16 protein-coding genes are annotated in these 20,166 nt (G+C 63.6%); 9 read left to right on the top strand and 7 right to left on the bottom strand.

The window, feature by feature from the left end; all coding sequences use genetic code 11:
* Window position 1: 1 nt before the first annotated feature.
* Window positions 2-814: a TIGR03084 family metal-binding protein gene (locus CEX87_RS07300; RefSeq protein WP_005116473.1), complete on the top strand. Its 813-nt coding sequence runs from the start codon at window positions 2-4 to the stop codon at window positions 812-814.
* Window positions 811-2,535 carry an acyclic terpene utilization AtuA family protein gene (locus tag CEX87_RS07295; RefSeq protein WP_005110557.1) on the top strand — a complete coding sequence of 575 codons (1,725 nt, stop codon included), beginning with the start codon at window positions 811-813 and terminating at the stop codon, window positions 2,533-2,535. Before CEX87_RS07300 ends, CEX87_RS07295 begins: the two co-directional genes overlap by 4 nt.
* On the opposite strand, the gene CEX87_RS07290 is transcribed toward CEX87_RS07295, so the two are convergent.
* The 6 genes from CEX87_RS07290 to CEX87_RS07260 all read right to left on the bottom strand — a co-directional run bounded on the left by CEX87_RS07290 (window position 2,532) and on the right by CEX87_RS07260 (window position 10,794).
* A complete protein-coding gene (locus CEX87_RS07290) occupies window positions 2,532-3,125 on the bottom strand; it encodes a TetR/AcrR family transcriptional regulator (protein ID WP_005086604.1) in 594 nt (197 codons plus the stop codon). The two genes, CEX87_RS07295 and CEX87_RS07290, sit on opposite strands and share 4 nt — an antisense overlap.
* Window positions 3,126-3,338: 213 nt before the next feature.
* The gene (locus CEX87_RS07285) at window positions 3,339-4,892 is read right to left on the bottom strand and encodes an acyl-CoA synthetase (protein WP_005086603.1); all 1,554 of its coding nucleotides are present in this window, start codon (window positions 4,890-4,892) and stop codon (window positions 3,339-3,341) included.
* A gap of 26 nt (window positions 4,893-4,918) precedes the next feature.
* Entirely contained in the window at window positions 4,919-6,073 is a 1,155-nt protein-coding gene (locus tag CEX87_RS07280; protein ID WP_068200068.1) for an acyl-CoA dehydrogenase family protein, read from the bottom strand.
* Window positions 6,074-6,127: 54 nt separating this feature from the next.
* On the bottom strand, window positions 6,128-8,161 hold the full coding sequence (locus tag CEX87_RS07275) for an ATP-binding protein (protein WP_005116476.1): 2,034 nt from the start codon (window positions 8,159-8,161) through the stop codon (window positions 6,128-6,130).
* A gap of 5 nt (window positions 8,162-8,166) precedes the next feature.
* On the bottom strand, window positions 8,167-9,768 hold the full coding sequence (locus CEX87_RS07270) for an acyl-CoA carboxylase subunit beta (RefSeq protein ID WP_005086599.1): 1,602 nt from the start codon (window positions 9,766-9,768) through the stop codon (window positions 8,167-8,169).
* 351 nt (window positions 9,769-10,119) lie between these two features.
* Window positions 10,120-10,794: a TetR/AcrR family transcriptional regulator gene (locus tag CEX87_RS07260; protein WP_005086598.1), complete on the bottom strand. Its 675-nt coding sequence runs from the start codon at window positions 10,792-10,794 to the stop codon at window positions 10,120-10,122.
* Window positions 10,795-10,862: 68 nt separating this feature from the next.
* Between CEX87_RS07260 and CEX87_RS07255 the strand changes: the two genes are divergently transcribed.
* A complete protein-coding gene (locus tag CEX87_RS07255; RefSeq protein WP_005086597.1) occupies window positions 10,863-11,732 on the top strand; it encodes a metal-dependent hydrolase in 870 nt (289 codons plus the stop codon).
* A gap of 183 nt (window positions 11,733-11,915) precedes the next feature.
* Here the strand turns inward: CEX87_RS07255 and CEX87_RS07250 are convergent, their stop codons facing one another.
* Window positions 11,916-12,548, bottom strand: a complete 633-nt coding sequence (locus CEX87_RS07250) for a TetR/AcrR family transcriptional regulator (protein WP_005086596.1) — start codon at window positions 12,546-12,548, stop codon at window positions 11,916-11,918.
* Window positions 12,549-12,676: 128 nt separating this feature from the next.
* Between CEX87_RS07250 and CEX87_RS07245 the strand changes: the two genes are divergently transcribed.
* The 6 genes from CEX87_RS07245 to CEX87_RS07220 all read left to right on the top strand — a co-directional run bounded on the left by CEX87_RS07245 (window position 12,677) and on the right by CEX87_RS07220 (window position 20,088).
* Window positions 12,677-13,531, top strand: coding sequence for an SDR family NAD(P)-dependent oxidoreductase (locus CEX87_RS07245; protein ID WP_068200066.1), 855 nt, complete (start codon window positions 12,677-12,679; stop codon window positions 13,529-13,531).
* A gap of 13 nt (window positions 13,532-13,544) precedes the next feature.
* A complete protein-coding gene (locus CEX87_RS07240; protein ID WP_005086594.1) occupies window positions 13,545-14,468 on the top strand; it encodes a hypothetical protein in 924 nt (307 codons plus the stop codon).
* The gene (locus CEX87_RS07235; protein WP_068200063.1) at window positions 14,465-15,958 is read left to right on the top strand and encodes a flavin-containing monooxygenase; all 1,494 of its coding nucleotides are present in this window, start codon (window positions 14,465-14,467) and stop codon (window positions 15,956-15,958) included. Before CEX87_RS07240 ends, CEX87_RS07235 begins: the two co-directional genes overlap by 4 nt.
* A 44-nt stretch (window positions 15,959-16,002) precedes the next feature.
* Window positions 16,003-17,520, top strand: coding sequence for a flavin-containing monooxygenase (locus CEX87_RS07230; RefSeq protein WP_068200060.1), 1,518 nt, complete (start codon window positions 16,003-16,005; stop codon window positions 17,518-17,520).
* A complete protein-coding gene (locus CEX87_RS07225) occupies window positions 17,517-18,482 on the top strand; it encodes an alpha/beta hydrolase (RefSeq protein WP_012296509.1) in 966 nt (321 codons plus the stop codon). The genes CEX87_RS07230 and CEX87_RS07225 overlap by 4 nt, the downstream gene beginning before the upstream one ends.
* Before the next feature lie 76 nt (window positions 18,483-18,558).
* Entirely contained in the window at window positions 18,559-20,088 is a 1,530-nt protein-coding gene (locus tag CEX87_RS07220; RefSeq protein ID WP_068200057.1) for a flavin-containing monooxygenase, read from the top strand.
* The last annotated feature ends 78 nt before the right edge of the window (window positions 20,089-20,166 follow it).

Here is a 20,166-nt window from a genome sequence, read left to right as displayed (position 1 = left end):
CATGGCGGTGAGCATGCAGTCGGTTATCACCGACATCGAAGCGGAGACGGCAGCCCTACGCGGATTGGTCGCGCCGCTGACCGAAGGTCCGCGCGGCTGGGACGCGCCGACTCCGGCCGTGGGCTGGACGATCCGCGACCAGATCAGCCATCTGGCGTTCTTCGACGACGTCGCGGTGCGCTCGGCCACCGACCCCGACGGGTTCAGCAGCGACTACCTGCCGATGATGGCCGACGGAGCCATCTCACCCGACGTCATCGCCGAGCGCTACCGTCAAATGCCGGCTGCCGACCTGCTCGCGTGGTTCGACACGTCGCGTGCCGCCCTCGTTGCGGCGTTCGCGGACATTGACCCGGCGACCCGCCTGCCGTGGTTCGGGCCGCCGATGAGCGCGGTCTCGTCGCTGACAGCGCGACTCATGGAGACCTGGGCGCACGGCCAGGACGTCGTCGACGCGCTCGGCGCGACCCGCGAGGCCACGGCACGGCTGCGTCACGTGGCCCACATCGGGGTGGGTGCACGCGCGTTCAGCTACCTGGCCAACGGTCTGGACCTGCCCGCGGACCCGGTACGCGTTGAGCTGACCGCTCCGGACGGCAGCGTCTGGACGTGGGGGCCAGCCGACGCGGCCAACCGCGTGAGCGGGCCGGCGCTCGACTTTTGCCTGTTGGTCACCCAACGCCGCCACCGCGACGACACCGCTTTGGTCGCCGACGGCCCGCTGGCCGACCAGTGGCTCGCGATCGCCCAGGCCTTCGCGGGGCCCCCTGGCGGCGGGCGCGTGGCGGGCCAGTTTGCAGGGCGTCAGCGGTGAGCGTCCCGGTCCGCATCGGCAACTGCTCCGGCTTTTACGGCGACCGCATCGCCGCAGCCCGCGAGATGGTCGAGGGCGGACCGATCGACGTCCTGTGCGGTGACTATCTGGCCGAGCTGACCATGCTCATCCTGGCCAAGGCCCAGGCCAAAGACCCGTCCGGCGGGTACGCGCGGACTTTCCTCACCCAAATGGAACAGGTGCTGGGCACCTGTCTCGATCATGGCATCAAGGTCGTCGCGAACGCGGGCGGGCTGAATCCCGCCGGCTTGGCCGCCGCGTTGCGCGAGCTGTCCGCCCGTCTCGGCCTCACCGCGCGCGTCGCTCACGTCGAGGGCGACGACCTACGTGGCGACCTCCACGCAATCACGCCGCCCGTCGGCGACATCAAACCGGTATCGGCCAACGCGTACCTCGGCGCCTGGGGCATCACCGAGGCGCTGCGTTCGGGCGCCGACGTCGTCGTGACCGGCCGGGTCACCGACGCATCCCTGGTCGTCGGTCCAGCCGCCTGGTGGCACGCCTGGGCACCCGCCGACTGGGATCGGCTCGCGGGCGCGGTCGTCGCCGGGCACGTGATCGAGTGCGGCCCTCAGGCGACGGGCGGCAACTACGCGTTCCTGGACGAGATCACGGACCGCCGCTACCCGGGGTTTCCGATCGCCGAGGTCGCCGAGGACGGCTCTTCGGTGATCACGAAGCATCCCGGCACCGGGGGACTGGTCTCAGTCGGCACGGTCACCGCCCAGCTGCTCTACGAGACCGCTGAACCTGCCTACCTCGGCCCCGACGTCGTCGCCCACTTCGACACCATCCGGCTGGCTCAACAGGGTGAGCACCGCGTCGCGATCAGCGGTACGAAAGGCAGTCCGCCGCCGGACACGTTGAAGGTGGCGTTGAATGAGGTGGGCGGCTTCCGTAACACAATGACCATGGTGCTCACCGGCCTCGACATCGGGGCCAAGGCGGCTTTCGCCGAACAGCAGCTCTTCGACGTTCTCGGCGGACGCGACGCCTTCGACGAAGTCGACGTGAGGCTGTTGCGTTTCGACGTCTCCGACGCACCGACGAACGAGCAAGCCTGCGCGCACCTGCGTGTGACGGTGAAGGACGCCGACCCGCGCAAGGTGGGCCGAGCCTTCTCCGGGGGGGTCATGGAGATCGCCCTGGCTGGTTTCGCCGGCTTCCACACCACCACGCCACCGTCCTCGGAGACCGCCTTCGGCGTCTACCGGCCGGCCTACGTAGCGCGGTCGGCCCTCACGCACGTACTCGTCGACGCCGACGGCACACGGCACGAGATCCCCGACCCGCCGACCGGTGCCGTCCCGCCGGCTAGGATCGCCGCGCTCGCGAAGCTGCCAGTGCCGTCCGGGCCGACACGTCGCGCGCCGCTCGGGTCGGTACTCGGCGCGCGGTCCGGAGACAAGGGCGGCAACGCTAACCTCGGCCTGTGGGCACGGGATGACCCTGGGTACGCGTGGGCGCGTGACTACCTCAGCGTCGAGCGGCTGCGCACTCTGCTCGGGCCGGAGACGGCGCACCTGCCCATGGAGCGCTTCGAACTGCCGAACCTGCGCGCCCTCAACGTGGTGGTGCACGGCTTGCTCGGTGACGGGGTGGCCTCCTCGACCCGGCTGGACGCACAGGCCAAGGGGCTCGGGGAATACGTGCGGTCCCGCATGGTGGACATTCCCCAGTCGCTGCTCGACACACACTAAATCCGGTGCGGGGCGCCGTCTACCTGCTGTGTAACCGCGCGGCTGAACAGCGCCGCAACGGCCGCGGCGGCCAGCATCGCCTCAATCGTCGCGTCGTCCAGCGACGCCGGCATGTACGCGGACGCGTTGAGCAATGACAGCACGGCGGCGACCAGGCCCTGTGCGCGCTCACGGTCCAGATCGCCCCGTGCTCGTACGAGTGCCTCGACCCAAAAGGACTCGTAGCTGTGCTGTCGGCGTCGCAGGGCACGGGTCGCCAGCGGCGACAGCGAGCGGTGCTCGCGGGCGTAGACGGCCAACAGGCCGCGTCGTCGCGCGCCGAAGGCCGCGTGCAGGTCGACAAGGGCGTGCAGGACCTCCGTCGGTGTGCCGGCCGTGGTGGCGCGCCGGGCGCCGGCCAGCAGCTCAGTCATGGCGGCGTCGCATAACTCGCGAAGGATCGCGTCCTTGTTCTGAAAGTGCCGGTAGACGGCCGGCCCGCTCACCCCTGCTGCGGCACCGATGTCGTCGATGCCCACGGCGTGAAAGCCTTGCCGCGCGAACAGGTCGGCGGCGGCCTCGAGGAGCAGTTTGCGGCGCAAACCGGCCACTTTCAGGCCTCCTGTCGATTTGTGGTTACGTTGTTCGCCGTCCGATCCGCTGGGCTGGGATCCTACCGACGCTGGGGTTGCCTGCGTCGGCACCCGCCGCACCGAATCGAGGGAGGTGAACGAAACCGCTAGCCCCCGCCGATGCTGTCGATCCTTTTCTCAGTTCATGATTTAGGGGCCCTGCTCCGAACCCGCGATGTGCAGCGGCACGACTCAGCGCAAAACGACTCCGCCCTCGATGCCCGTGAACTGCGCGCGCAGCTCGGTCTTGAGCAGCTTGCCGGTGGCGTTGCGCGGCAGTTCGGCGACGAAGTGCACGTCACGCGGACACTTGAAGTGTGCCAGCCGCTCCCGGCACCACGCCACGATCTCCTCGGCGCTCGGCGCCTGCGTCGCCGGGTCGGCAACCACGACCGCGACGACGCGTTCGCCCCACTTCGCGTCCTTACCGCCGATCACGGCGGCGTCGAACACCGCCGGGTGGCGGAAGAGGACCTGCTCGACCTCGATCGGGTAGACGTTCTCGCCGCCGGAGATGATCATGTCCTTCTTGCGGTCGACGAGGGTGATGAAGCCCTCCGCGTCCATGCGCCCGAGATCGCCCGTGTGGAACCAGCCCCCGCGCAACGCCTCGGCGCTCGAATCGGCCTTCATCCAGTAGCCGGTGAACACATTCGGACCGCGCACGATCAGTTCGCCCACGGTGTCGGTCGCGACGTCGCGGTCGTCGTCGTCGACGATGCGGGCGTCGACATGCATCGCGACGCGGCCGATCGACCCGGCCCGCGTGCTGATGTTCTCGGCGTCGAGGACGGTCACCAGGGGAGCGGTCTCGGTCATGCCGAAGCCCTCGGTGAAGGGCACGCCTCGCTCGCGCATGAAGTCGATGACCGTGAGGGGGACGGGCGACCCGCCGCCCATGGCGAAACGCAGCGCAGACAGGTTGAAGGAGTCGAAGTCGGACACCTGTGTGAGAGCGGTCCACATGGCCGGCACCATGAACTGAACCGTGACGTGGTGGTCGGCCATCGCCTGCAGCGTAGCTCGCGGCTCGAAGGACGGCATGATGACGCTGGTGCCGCCGACGTAGAGCAGCGGCAGGGTGTGTACTCCCAGCCCGCCGATGTGGAACAACGGCGCCACCGCGACGGTGACGTCCTCGCCCCGCAGGCCGATGTCGGTGCCGAGGACGTTGATCGCGTTCCATAGCAGGTTGTCGTGGGTGAGGATCGCGCCCTTGGGTCGGCCCGTCGTCCCCGACGTGTACATGATGAACGCGGGGTCGCTGCCGTCGACGTCACCGTTGAGCGGTTCGGGCGCGGCGCCCGAGACGACGTCTTCGTAGCCGAGCTCGCCCGGCGCCGGCGCCCCACCGGCGCGTACGACATGGCGCACGCGGACTCCGGACTCGGTGACGGCGCTCTTGGCCTGCGCGGCGAACGGCTCGTGGAAGACCAGAACATCGGCGCCTGAGTCGGCCAGGATGTAGCCGATCTCGGGTCCGGCAAGGCGCACGTTGAGCGGAACTGCAAGTGCGCCGATTTTGGCGCAGCCCAGCAGCACCTGGATGAACTCGGTCGAATTGACCAGCAGCATCGCGACCCGATCGCCCTTGCGCACGCCGAGGGCGATGAGTGCGGCGGCGACCTGGTTGGTGCGCCGATCGAGGTCGGCGTAGGTGATGTGCGCGCCGTTGCTGATCAACGCGGTGCGCCCGCCGTTGAGGAAGGCGCGCCGGGTCACCCACTGACCGATGCCGAGTTGCATGCGATTCCCTTTCCGTCCGCGGCGACTCAGTAGGACGCGGGCAGTTTCAGGCTGTGCTGCGCCACGAAGTTGAGGATCATTTCGCGGCTGATCGGCGCGGTGCGCATGAGCCGGGCCGGACCCCACAACGTGGCGAGGCCGTACTCGGTGGCCATGCCGTTGCCGCCGTGGGTCTGAATCGCCTGGTCGAGCGCCAGGATGCCCGCCTCGGCTGCGGCATATTTCGCCATGTTCGACGCCTCACCCGACCCCGGATCGCCGGCGTCGTGCAGGGCGGCGGCACGCTGGGTCATCAACCGGGCCAGCTCGACCTGGATCTTGGCGTGGGCGAGGGGGTGCGATACGCCCTGGTGCGAGCCGATCGGCGCTCCCCACACGTGGCGGTTGCGGGCGTAATCGGCGGCTTTATCCAGCGCGTAACGGCCGATGCCGTTGCCGAGCGCTGCCCCCATGATTCGCTCCGGGTTCAGGCCCATGAAGACCTGGCGCAGGCCCTCGTTCTCCGTGCCGATAAGGTTGGCGGCCGGCACGCGGACGTCATCGAAGAATAGAGTGAACTGCTTCTCTGGAGTGACCGCCTGGACCGGGATGAGTGACTTGGTGAGCCCGGGGACATCGGTGGGCACGACGAGCAGGCTGAGTAGTCCGCGACCACTGTCGTTGGTAGACGTTCGGGTGACGACCAGGATCGCTTCGGCTTCGTCGACACCGGAGATGTAGTACTTGGTGCCGTTGATGACCCAGTCGTCGCCGTCGCGTTTCGCGGTCGTGGAGATGTTGTGCGAGTTCGAGCCCGCGTCCGGCTCGGTGATTGCGAATGCCATGATCGTCTCGCCGCTGGCGATGCCCGGCAGCCACTGCTGCTTGAGTTCCTCACTGCCGAATGCCTGGATGATCGTGCCGCAGATGGTTGGCGAGACGACGGTCATCAGCAGCGGGCAGCCCGCCGCGGCGAGCTCCTCACCGACGATCTGCAAGTCGTAGATGCCGCCGCCGCCGCCGCCGTACTGCTCGGAAAGGTTCACCCCGAGGAAGCCCTGTTTGCCCACGGCCTGCCACAGCTCGGTGCTCTTCGCGCCGGCCAGCGATTTTTCCAGGTAGTACTCGTGTCCGAAGTCCTTGGCGATCTCGGCGACCGCCTTGCGCAGGTCCTGACGTTCCTCTGTCTCGTGCAATTCCATGACACTCCTCACATCGGTATCGACGCGCCACCGATCGGGAGCGCGCCGGGTTCATTAGAGCTCGGTGGCGTCCGACGCCACTTCACCGCCGTCCACCGCCTCGACCACGGCGAGGACGTCACCGCTCGAGACCTGATGGCCGACCTGGACCGGCAGGGCGCTCAGCACCCCGTCGATCGGGCTCGCGACGGTGTGCTCCATCTTCATCGCCTCCAGGACGACAAGGGTTTGGCCCGCCGAGACCGTCTCGCCCTCGGCGACCGGTAGTCGGATCACCGAGCCCGGCATCGGCGCGGTGAGCGACCCGGGCGGGTTGAGAGTGCTCGGGTCGACGAAGCGTGGCGCCAGCCGCAGGGCGGAGTAGCCGGCGACCGAGTCGAGGTGGGCAACATCGCCGTCGAGGACGACATCATAAGTGCGGCGCACCCCGTCGACGCGCAGCACCACCCGCTCGCTACTGCCCTCGACAACCTCGACGTCGGCCAACGGCTCGTCGTCGACCTGCAGGCAGGTCCCTGTCGAACCTAACGTGTACCCGACGCGCACTTCGCGCCCACCCTGGGTCTGCCAGGTCGTGGTCTGCGGCTGCGAAGGGTTGTTGCGCCAGCCGGCGGGCAACGTGGCCTGCAGAGTTGCGACGGCACGCCGCGCGGCCACCCCGGCCACGGTCGCCGCGACGGCGTGCAGGCGCTCGGACTGCGTGTCTGGGAGGGCAGCGCCGAGTTGGGCGACGTCGTGTCGGTCAAGGAACCCAGTGTCGGTGCCCCGCCCGGCGAACTCGTCATGGCGCAGGACGCGAACAAGCAGGTTGCGATTGGTGGTCACGCCGTGAATACGGGCGCCGGCCAGCGCCGCCGAGAGGCTGGCAAGTGCCTCGTCGCGCGTTGGTGCCCACGCGATGACCTTGGCCAGCAGCGAATCGTAGTAATGACTGATGACCGAACCGGCACGAAAACCCGAGTCAACCCGCACGCCGGCAAGCGCCGGGACATCCAAGGTGCGCAGGGTGCCGGTACAGGGCCGGTAGTCATCGGCCGGATCCTCGGCGCACAGACGGGCCTCGACCGCGTGACCGCGAATTCGCGGGTTGTGCATCTCCTCAGGCAGCGGGCGGCCCATGGCTACGAGCAGCTGGGCACGCACCAGGTCGAGGCCGGTGATCAGCTCGGTAACCGGGTGCTCGACCTGCAGCCGGGTGTTCATCTCGAGGAAGGCGAAGGAGTCGGCTTTGCCATCCTGAGCGGCGTCGTAGACGAACTCGACCGTCCCGGCGCCTACGTAGCCGACGGCGCGCGCGGCGGCGATGGCGGCCTCGCTCATCCGAGCGCGCAACGCGTCGTCGACGACCGGTGACGGCGCCTCCTCGATCACCTTCTGGTGTCGACGCTGCACGGAGCACTCGCGCTCGAACAGAGAGACGACGTTTCCGTGCGTGTCGGCCATGATCTGGATCTCGACGTGGCGTGGGCGCTGGACGTAACGCTCGAGGAAGACGGTGCCGTCGGCGAACGCGGCGGCGGCCTCACGCGAAGCGGAGGTGACCGCTTCGTCGAGCTCGTCCGGCGACGCGACAATGCGCATGCCTCGGCCACCGCCGCCGGCGCTGGCCTTGACCAGCACGGGGTAGCCGACGTCGGCGGCCAGCTTCGCCAGCTGCTCGGCCGATAGCCCCGTCGTGTCGCCACCGGGCAGCACAGGCACCCCCGCGTCGGACATCGTCTTCTTGGCCTGCAGCTTCGAGCCCATCGCGTCGATCGCCCCGGGCGGCGGACCGATGAAGACGAGGTCGGCGGCGGCACAGGCGCGCGCGAACCCGGCGTTTTCCGAAAGGAAGCCGTAGCCGGGGTGTACTGCGTCCGCGCCGGTGAGCGAGGCAGCGGCGATGATCCGGTGGATGTCGAGGTAGGTCTCAGCGGCAGACGAGCCGGGAAGGTGCACGGCCTCGTCGGCGTCGGCGACGTGCCACGCGTCGGCGTCGGCGTCGGAATAGACCGCGACGGTGGCGATGCCGAGATCGCGGCAAGTGCGGAACACCCGCCGCGCGATCTCGCCACGGTTGGCGACCAGGACCTTGCGGATCTTGGGCATCGCCATCACATCCGGAACACGCCGTAGCCACGCTGGCCACGGACCTCGCCGTTGTGGATCACCGACAGGCAGAACCCGAGAACGGTCCGCGTATCGCGGGGATCGATGATCCCGTCGTCGTAAAGTCGGCCGCTGTTGGCCAGTGCGACGGATTCGCGCTCGATCTGTTCCTCGACGGCGGCGCGCATCTGGGCGTCGGCCTCCTCGTCGAAGGGCAGCCCGCGGTCGGCGGCGGACTCGCGCGCCACGATGGACAGCACTCCGGCCAGTTGCGCCGGACCCATCACGGCCGACTTCGAGTTAGGCCAAGCGAATAGGAAACGCGGCGAGTACGATCGCCCGCACATGCCGTAGTTCCCGGCACCGTAGGACGCACCCATGGTGATGGTCACGTGGGGGACCGTGCTGTTGGATACGGCGTTGATCATCTTGGCGCCGTCCTTGATGATGCCGCCCTGTTCGTACTCGGCACCGACCATGAAACCGGTGGTGTTCTGCAGGAAGATGAGGGGGGTGTCGATCTGATTTGCCAGTTGGATGAACTGCGAACCTTTCTCGGCCTCCTCACTGAACAGGATGCCCCGTGCGTTGGCGAGGATGCCGACTGGGAAGCCGTGGATCGAGGCCCAGCCGGTGACGAGTGACGTGCCGTAGAGAGGTTTGAACTCGTCGAAGGCCGAGCCGTCGACCACTCGGGCGATGACGTCGCGGGGGTCGAAGGGCACCTTCGGATCGACCGACGCGATGCCGAGCAGCTGATCGGGGTCGTGCACCGGTGGGTGCGGCGGCGTGGTGGGTCCGGGGCCGTTCTTCCGCCAGTTGAGCCGCGCCATGATGCGACGGCCGATGCGGATCGCATCCTGCTCGTCCTCGGCCATGTAATCGGCCAGCCCCGAGGTGCGGGCGTGCATGTCGGCGCCGCCGAGCGACTCGTCATCGGAGACCTCGCCCGTGGCCATCTTGACCAGCGGCGGACCCCCGAGGAACACCTTGGAACGGTTGCGAACCATCACGACGTAGTCGCACATGCCCGGGACGTACGCACCTCCAGCGGTGGAGTTGCCGAAGACCAAGGCCAGTGTCGGCAGCCCCGCTGCGCTGTGCTGTGTCAAGTCGTGGAACAGCTGTCCGCCGGGCACGAAGATGTCTGCCTGTGTGGGCAGGTCGGCGCCGCCAGACTCGACGATGTTGATGATGGGCAGTCGGTTCTCCCGCGCGATGGCCATGCCGCGGAACACCTTGCGGAAGGTATAGGGGTTCGATGCGCCGCCGCGGACGGTGGGGTCGTGGGCGATGATCATCGACTCGATGCCCTCGACTACGCCGATGCCGACCACCACGCTACCGCCGACGGGGAACTTACTGCCCCAGGCGGCGAAGGGACATAGTTCGAGGAACGCCGTGTCGGGGTCGAGCATCAGCTCGATGCGCTCGCGGACGAGCAGCTTGCCCCGCTTGCGGTGGCGCGCAACGTATTTCGCGCCTCCGCCGCCGTTGACCAGCGCCAGTTGCTCCACGATGGTGTGGAGTTGCGCGCTCAGTCCTTCGCGGTTCTTGAGATACCCGGGCGCGGTGTCGTCGACCCGGTCGGGCAAGACCTGTACCAAAATTTTCCCTCCGGGCGAGCATCGACGTCATCTGCTAGGCGCTGATGTTAGCCGCAATTAACATCAGGTGACAACGGCGGCAGGGCTTGCGTCAGATTTGTTTCCCGCGCCGCGATTCCGTCGAAGCGCGATGGATCGAAGCGGTGCGCTTCGCTGCAGATCGAGCGATCAAAGGAATTGACTGCGGGCGCGACGGCACACACAGGGCCCTTGCTAGGTCGTATCGAGTTCCTCGTCCGGCGCGCGTGGAGTCTACGGTCGCGATCTCGGGTGAACGCCAGCAGTGATTATCAGCGTCGCGCCATGCGCCTCAGCCAACCGAGTCGTATATAAATCCGGGTCGGTCAGAATCTATCGGGTCTCGTCAACTGCGGCCAGCCGCGGAGCGGCCTGATCAGGCGCCTGCCCGAGGGTATATAGGCCGAGACTGCCGAGAAAACCCGCACAGTGCTCGATAAGCATTTCAGTCGAGAGGTTCAGTTGTCCGTCTATCCAGCGACGGAGTATCTCGAACAGGCCCCCGACACCGTAGGTGGCGGCGAGATCTGCGACTTGAAGCACCTCGCTGGGTATATCGAGGTGCAAGCGGGCCTCTCTGAGCACCAGCTCCGCAAAATCGGTCATCAGCTCGCTTCGCAGCTGCCGAAGGAGGGGTTCTGCGCCCGATTCGACAAACAGTATGCGGGCCATGCTGGGATCGTTCTCGATCACCTGAACCAGGGCCTTGATCGGAGCGTAAGCGAGTTCTTGAGGAGCAACCGTGTCGTCCGGAATGGCGCTGGTTATCACCGCCTGGAAGGTGGCGGAGATCTTGGCAAATACCGCGCGCAAGAGTGCGTCTCGGTCGCGAAACTGCTGGTAGAAGTACCGGCTCGTCACTCCTGACTTCGCACACACGGCGGTCACGGTGCACGCGGTAGCTCCGTGGGTGCCCATGATTGAGACCGCGGCATCAATCAACATCACGCGGCGCTGCGCATCGCGTTGAGCTGCGGACAGCCCGCCATAAACACGTGCTGGACTCATGTCCTACAGTCTGGCAGTCTTATCTGACAAGGCATAAAGTCAGATCCAACTTCGAGGAAGGACCTCCAGTGTCGGAAGATCAAGCCCGGACCAGGACCCGCGTGCTGCCAAAACCCAGGCGTGTTCGTTTTCCGATGCCGACCTCCACGAAGCGGCAACACTTCGTGGATGGCGACCTGGTGATGAGCCATTTCATCTCGGTGCTTTCTGCGACGTTCCCGGAAGGCGAGGATTTCTTCATCCGCTCGGTCAGGAACTTCCAGAGCTCCATCGACGATCCCCAATTGGATACAGCGGTCAAGGGTTTCATCGGACAAGAGGCCACACATCGACACCAGCATCGTCTCCTCAACGAGCGACTCCAGGTCATGGGGTATCCGACGGCGCGAATCGACCGTCATGTCGCACGCCTGATCAAGCGATTGGAACGGCGCTTTTCGCCGGAAATGCGGCTGTCCATGACCTCCGCGTTGGAGCACTACACCGCTACGCTGGCAGAAATCATTCTTACCAGCGAAGACGCCCAGAAGCTCATCGGACAGACAGAGGTTCGACCGATTCTGCTGTGGCATGCCTTCGAGGAGTCGGAGCACAAAGCGGTTGCCTTCGATGTCTATCGGCTCGTGGGAGGAACCGAGCGCACCCGTGTACGCGGCATGCGGATCGCTTCAGTAATTCTGTTCGGCGAACTCATTCTGCAGACTGCCCTGTCCATGGCCGCTGACAAAGCCTCATATAACCCGGTCACGTTGGTGCGCAGTCTGTACCGCTTCAGTCGCACCCCGATGTTCACCGCCGATGCGCTGCGGCGTTTCCGTTCCTACAATCGCCCGGGTTTCCATCCTGATGATTGGGACAGCGCCGCGGTCCTGGAGCATTGGAGCAAAGAACTGTTCGACCAAGACGGTTCACAGCGAGTTATCGCTTCGTCGGGATAGCAAAGATGCGGAAGTGCGGCGACGCAGGAGCACCGTTCCTGCGTCGCTCCTTCCGAACAGGGTGCGACGCGTCGGTCGACTCACGGATTCGGTGCTCGGTGGCCGGTGAAGGTGGCGGTCGGACCCGCAAATGCGGTTCGCAGCGATCGCCACGGGGCTGGCTGGCCCTGTTGTGAGCCTCGATCAGTCGCTGATGACATAGCGTTGAGCCAGGGTTTCAGCAAGTCTGCTGGTGTGCGCGACCACTTCTTTCTCGGTCACCGCAAGCAAACCGGAGTGCCAGGCGGTGATGACTTCGACGAATCCCCCGACAGCGATCAGGGTGTCCATGCGAAGGGCTATCTCGTCGGCATCTTGTCGGAGGTGTGGCCGGCTTGCCTCAACGACCAACTGCGTTGCTTCCTGTAGCGCCACGGCGCGGCGGTCTTGTAGCGGTGAGCTACCGACATGCTGAGCGAGGAGGATGCGTGCCCGGCCCGGATCGCGTGCGATCCGGTCGACCACGATGGTGATCGCCGCGGTGATGGTTTCGATCGGCGGCCGATTCGCACGCTCGTTGAAGAGCGCGGCGACCTCGCCGAGCATGTCATTGCGGACGCCATCCCACGCAGCAACGAGCAGCTCATCGCGCGTCTTGAAGCCCTCGTAGAAGTATCGATCGTTCAGCCCTGTGCGGGCGCATACGCCGCGCATAGTGACCGCGGCCCAACCGCTCTCACTCCAAATCTCGGTTGCGGCCTCGATCAATTGCTGCCGTCGCTCGGCACGACGCTCGGCCCCGGTCCGACCACCCCAGCGCTTGTTTCTCGACCGCACCTCTCCATCTTGACAAGGTGCTCGTTCCACCACCAAACTGGTGGCATGCGACACCAATGGTGGCTGGTGCCCCCAGATGAGAGTTTCCCCACAGCAGACGTCCATGTCGCGACCCGAAAGGCAGACGGATGAGATTGCTGCCCTTCGGCGGCGCACCAGGCAGAACGCACCGCGCCGATGCAGTCGTCACGGGCGCAGGAAGCGGTATCGGCCGCGCATTCGCCGTGGAGCTTGCGCGCCGAGGTGGACGCGTGGTGTGCGCCGACAAAGATCCCGTCACTGCAAAAGAGTCGGCAGAGTTGGTGAGGCAGGCTGGCGGCGAGGGCTTCGACATCGCATGCGATGTCACCGATCTTGAGCAGGTCCGCAACCTCGCTGATGTGAGCGAAGACTGGTTCGAGAAGGCTGCGAGCCTCGTCATCAACAACGCCGGAATCGGTGCGGGCGGCAACCGCATCGGCGCGACGTCGATCGAGGACTGGAACGCGGCGATTTCTGTCAACCTCTGGGGCGTTATCTACGGCTGCGAGACTTTTGTGCCTCGGCTCCGCAGCAATGGGCATGGCGGAGTCATCAATGTGGCGTCGGCAGCGAGCTTTGGCTCGGCCCCTCGGATGGCGGCTTACAACGTGAGCAAGGCCGGGGTGCTCGCTCTGTCGGAGACATTGGCGGCCGAACTGAGCGGTACTGACATCAACGTCACAGTGCTTTGCCCCACCTTCGTGAAGACGAACATCGTCAACAATCCTCAAATCGACGAGGCGGCTGCAAGACTCGCGGCCAACCTGATGAAATGGACCGGCATTTCGCCACAGCACGTTGCTCGAACGACGTTGAACGCGCACGATCGCGGACAAATTTATGTAGTACCCCAACTCGATGCCAAAGTCTTGTGGCAACTCAAGAGAGCCCTACCCGGCCCCTTTGCTCGCACGCTGGGCCTCGTGGAGCGCATGGCCTCATGGAACGATTCAGCCGAGTAGAGGAGCAGGGAAAATGGCTTTCGCATACAGTGACATGCTCGAGACAATCAAAAACAAGCAATGGGCTCTTGCCGATATCGATTGGAACGCCCCTGGCGCGGAACTGATCACCGATGAACAGCGTCCCAAACTCAAGCAATTCATGTCCGACGTGGTGTGGATTGAGCATGTTGGAGCACGTGCCTTCGCCGCGATGGCTCCAAAGGCGCCATTCGAAGCGCTCGGAGACATTTACCGTTACTTTCACGCCGAGGAGCAGCGTCACGCCAATGCCGAACTTGCCTTGATGCGTCGCTGGGGCATGCTCGAGGAAGGCGAGAAACCGGTCCCGAACAAGAATATTCGGCTGGTCATCGAATGGCTGGACCGTTATGCGGAAGCCCTGCCCCTGACCGTCATCGGGGCCGCGATTCCGGCACTGGAGACTGCGCTCGATGGAGCGCTGCTGAAGTTTCTCCTCGATGAGGTTGACGACCCTGTGTGCGGGGAGGTGTTCAACAAGGTCAACAGCGACGAATCAAGGCATCTCGCGGTTGGCTTCCAGGTCTTGAATGACCTGGGCGCCAGCCCGATGCGAATCCACGCCATCCAAACTGCGGGTGCTCTTGTCGACCCGCGCATTCTCACCGGCGCGTTGCTGTATATCCCGCTCCTGACGCGCATGTTGATGAATCTCAACGCTATGGGTCTGTCCGAGGAGAAGTTATACAACGCAGTGACGCGGTATGCCAATGTCGGCGATCGCAGTGAGCATACGCGGAGGGTGCCCGGCTATCACATCTTGAAGGCGCACATGTCGTCGTCCATCAAGCGGTCCCAGCCTCTGCACTTCGTGTCTCAGCGCCTTGGCAATGCGATCGATGTTTTCCCTGTTCAGATTTTCGGTCGGCCGCCATCCTGGACGGACGAACTGACCTACGAACCGGTTGCCAAATGACAGGCACCACGACGACGTTGATCGTCGGCGCCGGGTTCGCAGGTATCGGTGCGGCGATCAGACTGCTTCAAGAGGGCACGGATGACTTCGTCATCCTGGAACGGTCAGATCGCGTCGGAGGCACCTGGCGAGACAATACTTATCCCGGTGCGGCCTGCGATATTCCCTCGCTTCTCTACTCCTACTCGTTCGAGCCGAATCCGGGCTGGACTCGTACCTACTCGGGGAGCGCTGAGATCCTCGAATATATCGACGATATGGTCGCCAAGTACGATCTTGCCCGGTTCATCCAGTTTGATACCGACGTGACTGCCTTGGAATTCGATGAGAGTGCCGGCATCTGGATGGCCGACACGGCAGATGGAAAGCGGTATCTCACCCGGTCAGTTGTGATGGCCAGTGGACCACTTGCCAACGCCAGCTTTCCCGATATTCGGGGTATTGACTCGTACGGTGGAAAAAAGATCCACAGCGCTCGATGGGACCATGGCTACGATCTCGGCGGTAAGAGGGTTGCAGTCATCGGGACAGGCGCGAGCGCGGTTCAGATCATTCCCGAGCTCGTAAAGTCGGCTGCCTCGGTCAAAGTCTTCCAGAGAACGCCCGGCTGGGTGTTGCCCAGGGTGAACTTCAGGCATCCGGCCTGGGCGCGTTCGACCTTCACACACCTGCCGGTGAGCGAACAAGCGCTCCGCGACGCGTGGTTTTGGGCCCACGAAGTGATGGCAGTGGGTATGGTCTGGAACACCGCCGCGACGTCCGCGATACAGCTGGCGGCCAAGGCTCATCTCCGTCGGCAGGTGAAAGACTCCTGGTTGAGACGTCAGTTGACGCCCCATTTCAGGCCTGGATGCAAGCGCATGCTCATGACCAGTGATTATTACCCTGCGCTACAGGCGGATAACTGCAAGCTGATCAGCTGGCCGATCGCCACATTGTCACCCAACGGTGTTCGGACCGCCGACGGTGTCGAGCACGAAGTGGACTGTATCGTATTTGCCACTGGCTTCGATGTGGCCAAACGTGGCACCCCGTTCCCGATTAGCGGCCTCGGCGGTCGGAAGCTCGGCGATGAATGGTCTCAGGGGACATTTGCCTTCAAGAGCGTGAGCGTGGCCGGGTATCCGAACTTATTCTTCACTTTCGGACCGAATTCCGGGCCAGGCCACAACTCGGCGCTCGTATATATGGAGGCTGCAATTGACTATATAGTCAAGGCGATCAAGCTCCTTCAGCAAAATGACATCGGCACTTTGGATGTGAGGGAGGATCGTCAGGACCGCTATCACTCCGAAATTCAGCGCCGCCTTCGACGAACGACTTGGAATTCGGGGTGCAGCAGTTGGTATTTGACCGAGGACGGCTACAACGGCACGATGTACCCAGGTTTCGCGACCCAGTTTATGAGAGAACTATCCCGCTTGGATCCTCATGATTACGTGATAACCCGGCGCGACGATACACACGTCGAGCTGACGCAATCACTCTGAATACAAGTTTGCAAGGCTGACCGTCAGAACGGTGAAATACAGGAATGGATCGCAAGTCCGACCGTAATTACGAGATAATTATCATAGGAGCTGGATTTTCCGGCATCGGGTCTGGCATTAGCTTGATGAAGGCGGGATTTACCGACTTCTTGATGGTTGATGACGCCGATGGCGTAGGTGGTACGTGGCACTGGAACACCTACCCGGGTATCGCTGTCGATATACCGTCGTACAGTTATCAATTCTCATACGAAATGCGGCCCTCTTGGTCGCGCACGTACGCCCACGGCAATGAGCTCAAAGCCTATGCCGAGCGATGTGTTGAAAAGTATCGGCTCTGGGACCATATTCGTTTCAACACAACCATTACCGAGGCTTGTTTCGACGAGAACGCAACACGGTGGCATTTGACCAGTGCCAATGGTGAGGAGTTCACGGCACGCTTCGTGATAAATTGCTCCGGCGTTCTCAGTCGGCCAAAGTGGCCTGAAATCAAGGGGGTGCGAGATTTCGCCGGCGTTACGCTCCACACGGCTAGATGGGACAATGCCAAAGATCTCAGCGGGAAGAGGGTTGCAGTAATCGGTACCGGTGCATCGGCGGTGCAACTGATACCCGAAGTCGCAAAGAAAGCAGAGAGTCTGACGGTATTTCAGCGAACTCCAATTTATTGTCTGCCGAAGCCAGACTTCCCCATACCGACGTGGGGTGGAAGGCTTCTACATTTCCTGCCGGGGGCACAATTGGCGACCAGGACCGCCAGCCAGGCGTTCGTGGAAATCACTTTCCCAATCGCCGCTCACTTTCATACGGTGATACCGTTCGCCGATGTCATGGAGAGCGCCGCAAAGCGGTACATGCGGCGTGAGGTCCATGACCCGACGACGAGAGAACAACTCATTCCGCGCTACTCGTTGGGCTGTAAACGACCCAGCTTCCACAATTCCTATCTCGCAACGTACAACCGGTCCAACGTTTCGCTCGAGACGAGCGGCATAACCCATATCGACCATGCATCCGTCCATACTCGAGACGGCAAAGCTCATCCCATTGACGTCTTGATCCTGGCCACCGGCTTCAAAGTGATGGAGTCGGGCAACATGCCAACTTACGTATTGAAGGGACGCGGCGGGCTGGAGCAGGCTACATGGTGGGACGAGCATCGACTGCAGGCCTTCGAAGGGGTGAGCGTCCCGGGATTTCCGAATCATTTCAACATCTTCGGCCCGTACGGCTACAACGGTTCCTCGTACTTCACGCTCATCGAGGCGCAGAGTCGGCACATCGTCCGGTGTCTTCGTCGCGCGCGGGCGCTGGGTGCTAACTGCGTGGAGGTCAAGAAGGAGGCGAACGACCGTTATTTCGCCGAAGTGCTAAGGCGGCGTCACAGACAGGTTTTCTGGCAGCCGAGCTGTTCCAATGCCAACAGCTACTACTTCGACAGGCACGGTGACGTTCCACTCCGTCCATCAACGACTCTGGAGACCTATTGGCGGAGCCGCACCTTTCGCCTCTCGGACTACCGATTCGAGAATCGGCCCGAAGAGGTGTGTCCCCGGTGACCAGAATGGATGCCCCTGACTGGCAGCCCAGTCTTGCCAGTCATCTCGTCGCGATGTCCTCGCGAACCACGCTGCGGCCACTGGCGCAGCTGATGCCATCAAACGCCTACGGACTTGCGGTGATGGATCGCGTGCTTCGAACAGCGCTCGTAGCCTCACGGCCTCGGCGCGGCGTCACAGTGCGCAAGGTTGACACTGTATTCGCCGGAGGCCCGGTTCGTGGGGACTGGATCACCACGCCTGCCATTAATCCGCATGCCAACCCTTTGCTGTACATCCACGGCGGCGCCTATTCTATGTGCTCGCCGGAGACGCACCGCGGTCTTCTTGGTGAACTCGCCTCGGCGAGCGGGCGCCCCATCTTCGCAGTGAAGTATCGTCTTGCCCCGCGGTATCCCTATCCCGCAGCCGCGGACGATGCGCTGAATGCGTATCGCTGGCTTACCAGCGGAGGGTCCCCGGGTTCTTGTCAGCGCACCGTCGCGGTTGCCGGCGATTCAGCGGGCGGTCAGCTCACGATGGCCACGGCCTTGGGCGCACGTGCAGTTGGATTGCCGCTCCCTGATGCGATGCTGCTGATGTCTCCCGTCCTGGATCTCAGGTGCGAACTTGCCAGAGCGCGTGAAATTCGCCGCCGGGATCCTTTTGCCTCCGCTCAATCAGCGGCGCGCGCTCTTGACCTCTACGTAGGTGGCGCAGATCGCGGAGATCCGCGCCTCAGCGTGCTTGACGCGGACCTCACCTCGATGCCGCCGATCCTCATTCAGGTGGGCGGGAGAGAAATGTTGATCGATGACTCGCGCCGTCTCGCCGAGCGACTTCAATCAGCTGGATCCCACGTCGAGATCCAGGTATACCGGGGACAGATCCATGTATTCCAGGCTATGTTCCGGATTCTTCCCGAAGCCCGAGACGCGATTCATCGAGCGGGACGCTTCCTTGAAGCCTCGGAAGTCAGGTGAAAGTGTCCGAACAGGCAATGCTCCTACACCTACACCACCTCGACCGCCGCAGCGTGAAGTCAGTCGTCTCTGCCTCATGAGCAGCAACTTCGCGACGGCCTGTCGCGCATACGATCCGTCGATCGTGATCATCGGGGCCGGCTTCGCCGGGGTTGCGATGGCCCACCGGCTGAAGAAGGACGGGTTCACGAACTTCACGATCCTGGAAAAGGCTGCAGACATCGGGGGTGTTTGGCGTGACAACACCTATCCGGGAGCGGCCTGCGACGTGCCGTCAGCGTTGTACTCACTCTCGTACAAGCCCAATCCTCGTTGGTCACGGCGATATGCCGAGCAACCCGAGATACTCAAGTACCTCCAACAACTCGTGGAGAGTGGCGGACTGGCCGCGCATCTGCGTACCCAGACCGAAGTTGTCGCAATGACCTTCGATGACCAAATAGGGCGTTGGACCCTGGTTACGAACTCGAACGAGACAATAACCTGCGATGTCGTCGTCTCGGCCGTGGGTCAGCTCTCCTTGCTCCACGTACCCGTTATTGCCGACGCAGACACCTTCCAGGGGCCGCGCTTTCATTCGGCGCGTTGGGACCGATCGGTTTCGCTTCGCGGCAAGCAAGTAGCCGTCATCGGCACAGGAGCTAGTGCCATCCAATTCGTGCCACACATCGCCCAGGAGGCGGAGCATGTCACGCTATATCAGCGCACGGCTCCGTGGATCTTGCCGAAGTGGGACAGCAGGTATGGAGTCCTTCACGACAGGGTGAGCGAGTTATTGCCGATGGCGCTGCGCCTCGAGCGTTTCGCGGTATGGCTAATTTTCGAGTTGCTCGCTGTGACGCTAGTCGACGCGAAGCCCCTCTCACGCGTCCTCGGTGCGATCGCGCGCCGCCACCTACATCGGCAGGTTGCTAGCCCATCTTTGCGCGAGCAATTGATGCCTTCGGACGCGCCAGGGTGCAAGCGAGTGCTGTTCTCGAATGATTACTATCCAGCAATCGCGAGTGATCGCGTGTCGTTGGTGCCGAAGGCTATCGCAGAGCTCTGCGACAACGGTGTCAAGACCGTGGATGGAGAGTTTCGTCCTGCAGATGTCGTGATCTACGGAACCGGGTTTCGCGCCACCGATTTTCTCGCCCCGATGTCCGTGCGCGGCTCTCGCGGAGTCTCCTTGGCCGAGGTGTGGAAGACCCAGGCGTACGCATATCTGGGCATCACTGTCCCCATGTTCCCGAACCTGTTCCTGCTTTATGGTCCCAACACGAATGTGGGCTCGGGGTCGATCCTCTACATGATCGAGTCACAAGTCCGTCACATCGCAACGCTCATCAAAGCCGTGGCTGCTCATCCGGGTCATGCGATCGATGTCAGGACGGAGAGCGCGCAACGCTACAACACGCGCTTGAGAAGGCGACTACGGAGGTCGGTGTGGGCGCTGTGTGCGAGCTGGTATCGAACCTCGAGCGGGGAAATCCCGACGAACTGGCCGGGGCCTACCTTGGTTTATCGACTCCTTACCCGGAAGCCGCACAGCGGCGATTACGTCTTGAGAAACGTCGGGCGTCTAAAGGTCGGAGACCCTCCAGAACCGAGCCTGGCCGACTAAGGGCACGAGACGCGCCCTTAACCGCTAGGCCAATAATGTCTAGATATTGACATCAATGGCATCTTTGTAAAGACTGGT

It is taken from the genome of Mycobacterium lehmannii, from assembly GCF_002245535.1.
GTDB lineage: Bacteria > Actinomycetota > Actinomycetes > Mycobacteriales > Mycobacteriaceae > Mycobacterium > Mycobacterium lehmannii.
Note: the sequence above shows the minus strand (reverse complement) of the source record. Positions and strands in the feature narration are given on the sequence as shown.